Origin of the sequence: Brucella sp. H1_1004, from assembly GCF_047308065.1 — a bacterium.
GTDB lineage: Bacteria > Pseudomonadota > Alphaproteobacteria > Rhizobiales > Rhizobiaceae > Brucella > Brucella pseudogrignonensis_B.
In genome coordinates this window covers 289787-300801 of record NZ_JAYKZA010000001.1, presented here as the reverse complement: position 1 = coordinate 300801, position 11015 = coordinate 289787, and the positions used below count along the sequence as shown (strand labels likewise).

Below are 11015 nucleotides of genomic sequence, written 5' to 3'. Positions count from 1 at the left end.
CGCCTCTGTCGTTTCGATAGTCATATTCTGACAGTTTGGCGCTCATCGTTAACCGGGCTCTTCGAAGCACCAGGTTAGCCTTATGGATGAGCCAAGTTCCTCATAGGGCGGAATGCCTGTCCGATGGTGTAACTGGGTTGAAAAGCCAGGGCGAATATCCCTCATGCGTCTGGCGATCGTTGCCCCCGATGGGATGTAGTGCTCGCTCCTCATTGCAGTCTCGGAAATTGATGGCTCAATCGGTATTCAAGAAGAATGTCCATCAAGATCAGCAATCAGCGGATCAGGGCGAGGTATTTCGTATGACCATTCAGACACCGAACATATCGCGGAGCACGGCTATGGCTCAGGAGCAAACAAGCTGTCGCTTGTGCGGGTCTTTCCTCAAACACACTTTTGTTGATCTTGGAATGTCCCCGCCCTGCGAAAGCTTCGTTCCGGCAGATCGTCTCGATCAGATGGAACCCTATTATCCGCTCTATGCTCTTGTCTGCGATCATTGTTTTCTAGTGCAATTGAAAGAGTATTTCAGCCCGGCGGATATATTCACTGAATATGCTTATTTCTCATCCTATGCGACCAGCTGGGTTGATCATGCGCGCGTGTATTGCGAGGAAATCACCGAAAAGCTGAGCTTGAACAAAAATAGTTTCGTGGTCGAGATTGCGAGCAATGACGGCTATCTTTTGCAACACTTTATACCCAAAGATATTCCTGTTCTCGGGGTTGAACCAGCAGCCAATGTTGCACAGGCCGCAGTGGCAAAAGGTGTTCCGACGCGGGTGGACTTTTTTGGTGCAAGCCTCGCGGCCCACATGGTCGAAACAGGGCAAAAGGCCGATTTAATTATTGGCAATAATGTGCTTGCACAGGTGCCTGATCTCAACGACTTTGTTCGTGGAATGCAAATTTTGCTTAAACCGGAAGGGGTCATAACGCTGGAGTTTCCACATCTCGCGAACCTGATTGAGCAGAACCAGTTTGATACGATTTACCATGAACATTTCTCGTATTTTTCGCTGCTGACGATCCGTTACATGGCACATCGTCATCGCCTGAAGGTTATTGATGTTGAGGAACTTCCGACCCATGGCGGTTCGTTGCGGGTTTATCTCGCACATAACAGCAGCAAGCGCAAAGCTGGCCCGCGGGTTGCTGCCCTTCTCAAGCGCGAGCAAATTTTCGGGCTGAATAACATTGCGACCTATGAGCAATTTGCTGAGAAAACGCGACGCACAAAACGCGACCTTTTATCTTTTCTCATTTCGGCCAAGAATGCTGGCAAGCGCATTTGCGGTTATGGTGCGCCTGGAAAGGGCAATACGCTGCTCAATTACTGTGGTATCGGCACGGATTTTCTTGAGTTCACAGTAGATCGAAATCCCTACAAGCATGGACGCTTTACTCCGGGGATGCACATCCCGATCCATGATGTCGCTGCGATCAATAGTTATCGGCCGGATTACATTCTTATTCTGCCCTGGAATTTCAAGGATGAGATCATTCGTCAAATGCATCATGTCGTCGAATGGGGTGCCAAATTTATTGTCCCCATCCCGCATGTCACTCTGATTGATCCTGCTTTGTTGCCAGAGGAGCGATAGGTCATGAAAGTTGTTTTGTTTTGTGGCGGTCTGGGCACGAGAATCCGGGAATATTCTGAGAATGTTCCAAAACCGATGATACCATTGGGTCATCAGCCAATACTGCATCATGTGATGGAGTATTACAGTGATTATGGTCACAATGATTTCATTCTTTGTCTCGGCTACAAGGCCAATGTGGTTAAGGATTTTTTCCTGAACATTCGGCCTCAGACATTTGCGGATTGCGTTGTTTCGGATGGCGGGCGCAATGTGCAGCTTCTGGAGGAAGTTGATCGTGACTGGAGTGTCACGCTGCTTGATACGGGCATTTGGCGCAATATCGGCGAACGATTGTGGAGTGCGCGCGCGCATGTCGCCAATGAAGAAGTTTTTCTTGCCAATTATAGCGATGGTTTAAGCGATGTTGATCTCGATGATATGACAGAACGCTTTCGTGCGAGTGGAAAAATTGCCTGCTTTCTCGCCGTAAGGCCCCCACTCACCTACCATCTTGCTGATATCGCTGATGGGGGCAATGTGCGTGCGTTCCGCACGTCAAACACGTCAGATATCTGGATTAATGGTGGTTATTTTCTCTTCCGCAAAGAAATTTTTGATTACATGCGCGAAGGCGAAGAACTGGTGCTCGAACCATTCAGTCGGTTGATCGCAGAAAACCAGTTGATGGCCTATAAATACGAAGGCTTTTGGCGGTCTATGGATACTCTGCGCGACTGGCAAACGCTGGAGGACATGGTGGAGAAAGGCGATATGCCTTGGAAAAAACATAAAGCAGAACCCCGTGCCGCCAATATTGCGTTAGCCCTATGATTGATCTTCTTTCAATGGCGAGCCCAAACAAGCCGTTGAAATTATTGTGCCTTGGTGCGCATTCGGACGATATCGAGATTGGATGTGGTGGAACCATACTGCATTTGATTTCGTCCGGCATTCCGCTCGATATTCATTGGTGTGTTCTCTCTGGAAATGTCGAGCGGCATAATGAAGCTGAATTGGCGGCGCTTGATTTTTTGCAAGGCGCAAGCAGCTTTCAAATCAATCTTGCCTCATTTGAGGACAGTTATTTTCCGGGCCAGATCAGAGATATTAAAAGCTGGCTGATGCTGCAGCGTCAGCGTCAATCGCCGGATATTGTTTTTACGCATCGAAATCATGATGCACACCAGGACCACCGCACGATTAGCGAATTGACGTGGAATCTTTTTCGAGATCAGCTGATACTTGAATATGAAATTCCGAAATGGGATGGCGATCTGGGGCAGCCGAACGCTTATAGCGCTCTCTCCGCCGATATCTTGAAACGGAAAATCGAGCTTTTATTCAAGCATTTTGGATCGCAGCGCGCTAAAGATTGGTTTGATACCGAAACCTTTCAAGGCATAGCGCGGCTGCGTGGCATTGAGTGTCGTGCGCCTGAGGCCTATGCCGAAGCTTTCTTCGCGCGCAAAATCCGTCTTTTTTAAAAGGTGGCGTTGCCAATACGCGCAAAGCTCAAAGAGCTCATGTCTCGTTGATCAGAGCCGTTGCCCGAAAATTGCTCCCCTTTGCTAATGCACTTTGCACAAAGCATCAAAAATGGATGCTTCCCAAACCATGAGAGATATAGTTGCCAAAGAAGTCTTGTTTGAGCGGGTTTGTCCTGTATCAGATTGCTTTTGAGTGTCAGATACGAATCCAGCTATGCGTTCGCGTATAAATTGGTAATGTCTGATTTTACGAGCGTGCGGGTGGACGACAACCGCGCGCGATGAGGGACAACTACAGAAGAGAGACATTCATGTCTGTTCGGTTTCATCGGCTTTTACTCGCCTTTACGACTGCGTTCTGCCTTGCGACATCAATGAGCGCTCATGCCGCAGAAACGCGGAAAATCGAGACCACGCAGGACGCCGATTATTTTGGCTTTGATCTGCGGACCGAAAAGAATGTCTCGCTGGCTCAGTGCAAAAGTACTTGTCTTGGCGATAATGCCTGTCTGGCTTTCACCTATAATCCGAAGGTCAAATGGTGTTTTCTGAAATCTGATTTCAATAAGCTCAACGCGTCTGTCGGGTCGATTGCCGGGCGGGTGGTGACAGAGGAAGCTGCCGCTGCGGTTGCCGTTGAAGATATTGGTGCGCCACCGGCAATCTCATTTTTTGCTGCCAATCTGGTTGACGAAGCGCGGCGTCTCAAGCGCGAAATGAGCAGCCTTGAAAGCTCTGATAGCCTGCGCGATTTGCGTAATGAAGCAGGCGCTGCGGGCCTGAATGGTGATCCGCGCACGGCAATGGAAAAATTCCGACTGGCTGCCAGCATGGCACCGGATGAAAGCCAGCTCTGGGCTGGCTATGCGCTTTCGGCACTTTTGACCGAGCCCTCCAATGGACAGGAACGCTCCAAGTTCCAGCGCGATGCGACGTCGGCCTCGTGGTTTGCCTACCAGACCTCACGCACCAAGGATGATCGTGCGCAGGCGCTCGCCGTCATGGCGCAGGCGCTGGAAAAGCGCGATGCATCGCGTCCGGCCTTGCAGGCCTATGAGGCGAGCCTTGATCTCGTCAATTCCGCATCCGTTCGTGACGCCTATGAAGATCTGAAGGCCCGCAAAGGCTTCCGCATCGTCAATAATACGGTCGATAATGACAATGCCGCGCCGCGCATCTGTGCGCAGTTCTCGGAAGAGCTGGTGAAAAGCGGTGTCGATTATTCGAGCTTCGTTACACTCGATAATGGCGCGCCAAAAGCCGTTGACGCTAAGGACCGCCAGATTTGCGTCGAGGGTCTGGAACATGGCCGCAATTATACGGTGACATTCCGTCAGGGACTGCCATCGGCGGTTGGCGAAGTGCTGCCAGCTCCGGTCAATCTTTCGATCTATGTGCAGGACCGCGCGCCATCGGTACGCTTTACCGGCGACAGCTTCGTGCTGCCTGCGAAAGCCCGTCGCGGCATACCGCTGGTCAGTGTTAATCTGGATGCAGCAAAAGTTAAGCTCTACCGTGTTGGCGACCGTTCGCTGGCCCAGCTTCTCTCCGGCTATCAGTTCCTGCGCCAGCTGGACAGCTACGACATCAGCACGGTTTCCGATCAGATGGGTGCGCCTGTCTGGGAGGGTGAGATCGAGGTTGCAGGCAATGAACTGAACAAGGAAGCAACGACCAGTTTCCCGGTTGATGAGGCCCTGCCGGAACGCAAGCCCGGCGTCTATGTGCTGACCGCCGAGCCACTGGTTCAGAAGTCCGATGACGAATATAGCACCAAGGCTACGCAATGGTTTGTCGTTTCCGATATCGGCCTTTCGACCTACACCGGACAGGACGGCATCAATGTGTTTGCCCGTTCGCTGGAAAGCGCAGAGCCGCTTAAAGGCGTGAAGCTGACGCTGCTTGCACGCAACAATGAAGTGCTGGGCGAAGCTGAGACTGACCGCGATGGCCGCGCAAACTTTACGCCGGGTTTGACACGCGGCACAGACGGCATGGTGCCAGCGGTGCTGATGGCGAGTAACGATGACGAGGATTTCACATTCCTCGATATGGCGCGTGCGGGTTTCGATCTTTCCGATCGTGGTGTGACGGGCCGTGCCGTGCCGAAAGCGCTTGATCTTTATGCATGGACCGAGCGCGGCATCTATCGTGCGGGCGAAGTTGTGCATGTGGGTGCGCTCGCGCGCGACGACACCGCAACCGCAATCGATGATCTGCCGCTCACCTTCATCTTCACGCGTCCTGATGGCGTGGAAGATCGCCGTCTTGTTTCCGACAGCAAGCTCGCCGGTGGTCATGCCATCGACCTGACCTTGCCGTCGAACGCCATGCGTGGCACCTGGAATGTTTCGGTCTATACCGATCCCAAGCAGCCAGCGATTGCCACGCAGATGTTTCTGGTTGAAGATTTCGTGCCGGATCGGATCGAGTTCGATCTGACGTCTGACAAGCCGGAAATCGCTGTTGGCGAAACCGCCAATATCACCGTGGACGGTCGTTTCCTCTATGGTGCGCCTGCCGCTGGTCTTGCGCTAGAAGGCGAAGTTACGCTTTCGACCAAGCGTCAGTGGGACCGCTTCAACGGCTATTATTTCGGCCTCGCCGATGAAGAACAGGGTGAAGCCACGCGCCTGCCGCTCGATGGCCTGTCAAAAGTCGATGACAATGGCAAGGCGACTTTCCCGGTTACAATCGATGAAATGCCGTCAACGACGCGCGTCGTAAACGCGGCCGTGACCGTTCGTATGCGCGAAACTGGCGGTCGTGCGGTTGAGCGTAAGATCGATGTGGCCATTTCGCCGGAAACCGATCTGATCGGCATTCGCCCGGATTTTGCTGGCGATGAAGTTCCGCAGGGCGGCACTGCAAAGTTCAGCCTGATCGCCTCTGACAGCAAGGGTGATCGCAAGGCGCTTGATGGCGCACAATGGTCGCTGGTCAAGATCGAGCGTAATTATCAGTGGTATCGCAGTGGCAACAGCTGGAACTACGAACCAGTGACTTTCACCAAGGCGATTGCCAACGGCAAGATTGACCTTACAATCGATAGTGAGGCTGAAATCAGTCTGCCGGTCGATTGGGGCCGTTACCGTCTCGAAGTCGAAACCGCCGATGCTTCCGGCCCGGCCACAAGCTATGAATTCGATGCGGGCTGGTTTGTCAGCTCAACCTCGACCGAAACACCGGACGGGCTCGAAATCGCGCTCGACAAGGAACATTATGTGGCGGGCGATACGGCAGAGCTGAAAGTGTCCCCGCGTTTTGCCGGTGAGTTGCTCATCACCATTGGTGCGGAGAAGCTGCTTAAGACAATCACCGCAAGCGTGCCGGAAGGTGGCACGACCATCGATATTCCGGTAGGTGAGGATTGGGGTGCGGGCGCCTATGTAACAGCAACGCTGTTCCGACCGGGTGAGGCGATTGAAAGCCGTATGCCTGCGCGTGCGATTGGTCTTAAATGGCTGAAGGTCGATCCTGCCGACAAGCAGCTTGCAGTCAAGCTGACCCCGCCTGAAAAGATCACGCCGCGTTCCACACTTTCCATCCCGGTTTCGGTTGAAAATGCGGGTGGCGAGCAGGCCTATGTCATGGTCGCGGCAGTCGATGTCGGCATTCTCAATCTGACACGCTATCAGCCGCCGAACCCTGAAAACTGGTTCTTCGGCCAACGTCAGCTGGGCCTTGAGATGCGCGATATGTATGGTCGCCTGATCGATGGTTCGCTCGGCGTCACCGGCAAGCTGCGCACAGGTGGCGATGGTGGCAATATGGCAGCGGAAGGCAGTCCGCCCACTGAAAAGCTGGTTGCGCTGTTCTCCGGTCCGGTTGAACTTGACAGCGATGGCAAGGCAACTATCACTTTCGACATACCGCAGTTCAACGGCACCGCGCGCGTCATGGCGGTTGCATGGACCAGGAAAGCTGTTGGCCATGCGGTGACCGATGTCATCATCCGCGATCCTGTGGTCATCACCGCTGGTCTGCCACGCTTCATGGCCCCTGGCGATCAGGCCAATATCCGCTTCGATATTGCCAATACGGATGCACCGGACGGCGATTATCGTGTGAGCCTTGAGACCACCGATAATCTCGGTGTCGAGGTTGGCTCTTATCCTGAAAGCATCGCGCTTAAGGGCGGCAAACGACAGTCGATCACCGTTCCACTCAATGCGTTAGCAACGGGTTCGGGCGGTGTGACGATCCGGCTTTCCAACGATGCAGGCCTCAATGTTGAACAGGCTTTGGCATTGCCGGTGCGTCCGGTCGATCTGCCGGTCACGAGCCGCCATGTCGTCAATCTCACGGCCAATGGCGGAAGTGTGCGAGTCGATGGCGGCCTTCTGTCTGAAAGCCTGCTTGATGGTGCTTTTGTCAGCGTTGGTGTAACGCGAAGTGCCGCATTTGATGTGCCAGCTTTGTTGATGGCGCTCGACCGCTATCCTTATGGCTGCACAGAGCAGACCACCAGCCGCGCACTGCCGCTGCTTTATTTGAGCGAAATGGCTGCAGGTACGGAAGCGGCAGCGGGTCTGGAAGGTCAGGAAGAACTTAAAAAGCGCGTACAGGATTCCATCTTCCGCGTGCTCAACAACCAGTCTTCGAGCGGTTCGTTTGGCCTCTGGTCGCCGGGGTCGGGTGATCTCTGGATGGATGCCTATGTGACCGACTTCCTGACGCGTGCCCGCGAAAAGGGCTACGACGTGCCGCAGCAGGCGATGCTGTCTGCACTTTCTAATCTGCAAAATGCGCTCGGCTATACCACCGACGTCAAGGAACGCGGCAACGACATTGCCTATGCGCTCTATGTTCTGGCACGCAACAAGAAGGCTTCAGTTGGCGATCTGCGTTACTTTGCCGATACCCAGCTTGAAAACTTTGCAAGCTCGATGGCGGTTGCCCAGCTGGGTGCAGCACTGGCCCTTTATGGTGATCAGCCGCGTTCGGAACGCGTGTTCAATGCGTCGCTCCAGCTCGCAACCAGCCAGTCCAGCTATGACTATAATCGTTCCGATTATGGATCGCCGCTGCGCGATGGTGCGGCGATGCTCGCCCTGGCTGCTGAAACCAAGCCTGCGCCAAAAGTGCTGCCATCGCTGATTACGCTGGTCGAGTTCCAGCGCGAAAAGGCGCGTTATCTCAGCACGCAGGATCAGGCATGGATGCTGCTTGCAGCACGCGGGCTTCAGGATGACAATGGCGCAATCAGCCTCGACATCAATGGCACAGCGCATGAGGGCGCGTTCTCCGAGCGTCTCAATGGTGCAAGCCTTGAAGCGCAGCCGCTGGTCGTCACCAACAAGGGGCAGGGTTCGGTTGATGCGGTCGTGACCGCAGTTGCGCCACCTGCGCAGTCGCTGCCTGCGGGTGGAGAAGGTTTTAACATCGAGCGCACGTATTATACGCTTGATGGCGAGCCGGCCAATGTCACCGGGGTCAATCAGAATGAGCGCTATGTTGTTGTTCTGAAAATCGACGATCTGCAGGAATGGCAGTCGCGTCTGCTTGTGACGGATCTGCTGCCAGCTGGTTTCGAGATCGACAATCCGGGTCTTGTTTCCAGTGCCGATCTTGGCAATTTCCCATGGCTTGAAAGCACACAGGCAGCGCATCTCGAATTCCGCAATGATCGTTTTGTGGCCGCTTTCGACCGCTCGGCAGGCGAGAAGAAGCCGATCACGCTCGCTTATGTGGTGCGTGCGGTGACGCTGGGTCTTTACACCCATCCGGCAGCAACGGTTGAGGATATGTATCGTCCGCAATTTGCAGCGCGCACGGCGACAAGCATGATGGAGGTGGCTGCACCGTAAATCAGGATAACCGGTTTTCGGACAAGATCATGCTCAAACAAATGAAAAGGCGTTGGAAAATAGCGATTGGCGGTGCCGCGTTTCTCGGCATCGCTGCACTTGGAACCGTTATCGGGCTTGACTGGCTCGACCGCGCTTTTCCGCCGCCTTTGCCGGAACGGCTGACCATTTCCACCGAAGTTATGGATCGCGACGGCGCTTTGCTGCGTGCCTATGCAACGCCGGACGGCTATTGGCGCTTGAATACCCGCATTGAAGATGTCGATCCGAAATTCGTGAAAATGATGATCGCCTATGAGGACAAGCGTTTTTACAATCATGGCGGCATTGATTTTACAGCGCTTCTTCGAGCCGCCTATCAGCTTGCAGGGAGCGGTCGTATTGTTTCCGGTGGTTCCACATTGTCCATGCAGCTTGCACGCCTTATCGAGCCGCGCGAAAGCCGCAGCTTCGGCTCCAAGTTCCGGCAGCTGGCGCGTGCCGTTCAAATTGAGCGACGGCTGAGCAAATCTGAAATTCTTGAACGTTATCTGACACTCGCGCCCTATGGCGGCAATCTGGAAGGCGTTCGGTCGGCATCGTTAGCCTATTTTGGCAAAGAGCCGCTGCGCCTCACCATATCGGAAGCAGCGCTTCTTGTGGCTCTGCCGCAATTGCCGGAGCGCCGCCGTCCGGATCGCGAGATGAAGAATGCGGTTGCTGCGCGGGATCGCGTTCTAAAACGCATGGTTTCGTCTGATGTTTTCACGAGCGAAGAAGCCGAGCGTGCATCGCGTGAGCGCATATCCGCAACGCGTCATCCCTTGCCTTCATTGGCCGCTCACTTTGCCGATCTCGCTTTGAAACAGGCACCGACCGAGGCCCGGCATCAGCTGACGCTTAAGAAGTCGGTGCAGGCTGGGCTTGAAGTTGTTGCACGCGAAGCGGCTGCCAAGCTTGGGCCAAAAGTATCGGTCGCCATGGTGCTGGCCGACAGTCGCAACGGCAATATCTTAGGCGAAGTCGGCTCCGCTGATTATTTCGACGGCAGGCGGCAGGGCTGGATCGATATGACCCGTGCCGTGCGCTCGCCCGGTTCTACGCTCAAGCCTTTCATCTATGGGCTGGCCTTCGAGCAGGGACTGATTGCGCAGGAAACCATCATCGAGGACCGCCCGCAGGATTTTGCAGGCTATCGTCCGCGCAATTTCGATATGAGCTATCAGGGTGATGTCAGCATCCGTCAGGCGCTGCAAATGTCGCTGAATGTGCCGACCATCAGCCTGCTCGATGCAATTGGCCCCGCACGGCTCACCACGCGTATTCGACAGGCGGCGGTTAATCTGCAATTGCCGAAAGGTGAAGCGCCGGGACTGGCTATCGGCCTTGGTGGCGCGGGCATCAGCCTGCGCGATCTGGTGCAGCTCTATACTGGCCTTGCCAATGGCGGGCGAGGGGCAGCCCTTCGTGACGGCACCGAAGGTTCAGAACCTGTTCAGCCATCGGCTCCTATTCTGAGCGAGCAGGCATCGTGGCAGATTGGCGATATTCTAGCCGGTGTCGTGCCGCCGCAAGGCGCGAAACGCCTCGGCCTCGCTTACAAGACCGGCACGTCCTATGGCTACCGCGATGCATGGTCGGTTGGTTATGACGGGCGCTATGTGCTGGGTGTCTGGGTCGGGCGCGCTGATGGCGGTTCTGTGCCGGGCCTTGCCGGTTATGTTTCGGCAGCGCCCATCCTGTTTGACGCCTTTGTACGTTCAGGTGTTGCTTCCGTACCGTTGCCGCGTGCGCCTGCTGGCGCATTTCGCACAGCACGCTCCGATCTTCCCGTAACGCAGATACGCTTTTCATCGAGCAGCGATCCTCTGCCGGTTCTCAAGGCCACGATTGAGCCTGCACCGCGCATCGTCTTTCCACCGGATGGTGCGCATGTCGAACTGAAAGCCCTGAGCGAAAATGCATCGCCGCTTGTGCTGAAATTACAGGGCGGACGCGCACCGTTTCGCTGGCTTGCCAATGGTAAACCCATTGCCGAACCCAACCGCCGCCGCACGGCCACTTGGCTACCGGACGGCACTGGCTATTCCACACTGACCGTTGTTGATGCAGGCGGACGCGCTGCCAGCGTGAAGATATTTATTGAGTAAGCC

5 protein-coding genes are annotated in these 11015 nt (G+C 54.8%); all 5 read left to right on the top strand.

Annotation, left to right across the window (positions count from 1 at the left end; translation table 11 throughout):
* The first annotated feature begins 302 nt into the window (after positions 1 to 302).
* Positions 303 to 1604, top strand: coding sequence for a class I SAM-dependent methyltransferase (locus tag U2P60_RS01500; RefSeq protein ID WP_413570949.1), 1302 nt, complete (start codon positions 303 to 305; stop codon positions 1602 to 1604).
* Between the two features lie 3 nt (positions 1605 to 1607).
* Positions 1608 to 2417, top strand: a complete 810-nt coding sequence (locus U2P60_RS01495) for a sugar phosphate nucleotidyltransferase (RefSeq protein WP_413570948.1) — start codon at positions 1608 to 1610, stop codon at positions 2415 to 2417.
* Complete coding sequence (locus U2P60_RS01490; RefSeq protein ID WP_413570947.1) at positions 2414 to 3070, top strand: PIG-L deacetylase family protein; 657 nt, start codon at positions 2414 to 2416, stop codon at positions 3068 to 3070. The genes U2P60_RS01495 and U2P60_RS01490 overlap by 4 nt, the downstream gene beginning before the upstream one ends.
* Before the next feature lie 314 nt (positions 3071 to 3384).
* Positions 3385 to 8883 carry an alpha-2-macroglobulin family protein gene (locus U2P60_RS01485; RefSeq protein ID WP_413570946.1) on the top strand — a complete coding sequence of 1833 codons (5499 nt, stop codon included), beginning with the start codon at positions 3385 to 3387 and terminating at the stop codon, positions 8881 to 8883.
* A 29-nt stretch (positions 8884 to 8912) separates the two neighbouring features.
* Positions 8913 to 11012, top strand: coding sequence for a penicillin-binding protein 1C (gene pbpC, locus U2P60_RS01480; RefSeq protein WP_413570945.1), 2100 nt, complete (start codon positions 8913 to 8915; stop codon positions 11010 to 11012).
* The last annotated feature ends 3 nt before the right edge of the window (positions 11013 to 11015 follow it).

What these genes read in the sequence shown, in the direction of transcription:
- U2P60_RS01500 (WP_413570949.1), top strand. Translation starts at nt 303, where the DNA reads ATGACCATTCAGACACCGAACATATCGCGGAGCACGGCTATGGCTCAG.
- U2P60_RS01495 (WP_413570948.1), top strand. Translation starts at nt 1,608, where the DNA reads ATGAAAGTTGTTTTGTTTTGTGGCGGTCTGGGCACGAGAATCCGGGAA.
- U2P60_RS01490 (WP_413570947.1), top strand. Translation starts at nt 2,414, where the DNA reads ATGATTGATCTTCTTTCAATGGCGAGCCCAAACAAGCCGTTGAAATTA.
- U2P60_RS01485 (WP_413570946.1), top strand. Translation starts at nt 3,385, where the DNA reads ATGTCTGTTCGGTTTCATCGGCTTTTACTCGCCTTTACGACTGCGTTC.
- pbpC (WP_413570945.1), top strand. Translation starts at nt 8,913, where the DNA reads ATGCTCAAACAAATGAAAAGGCGTTGGAAAATAGCGATTGGCGGTGCC.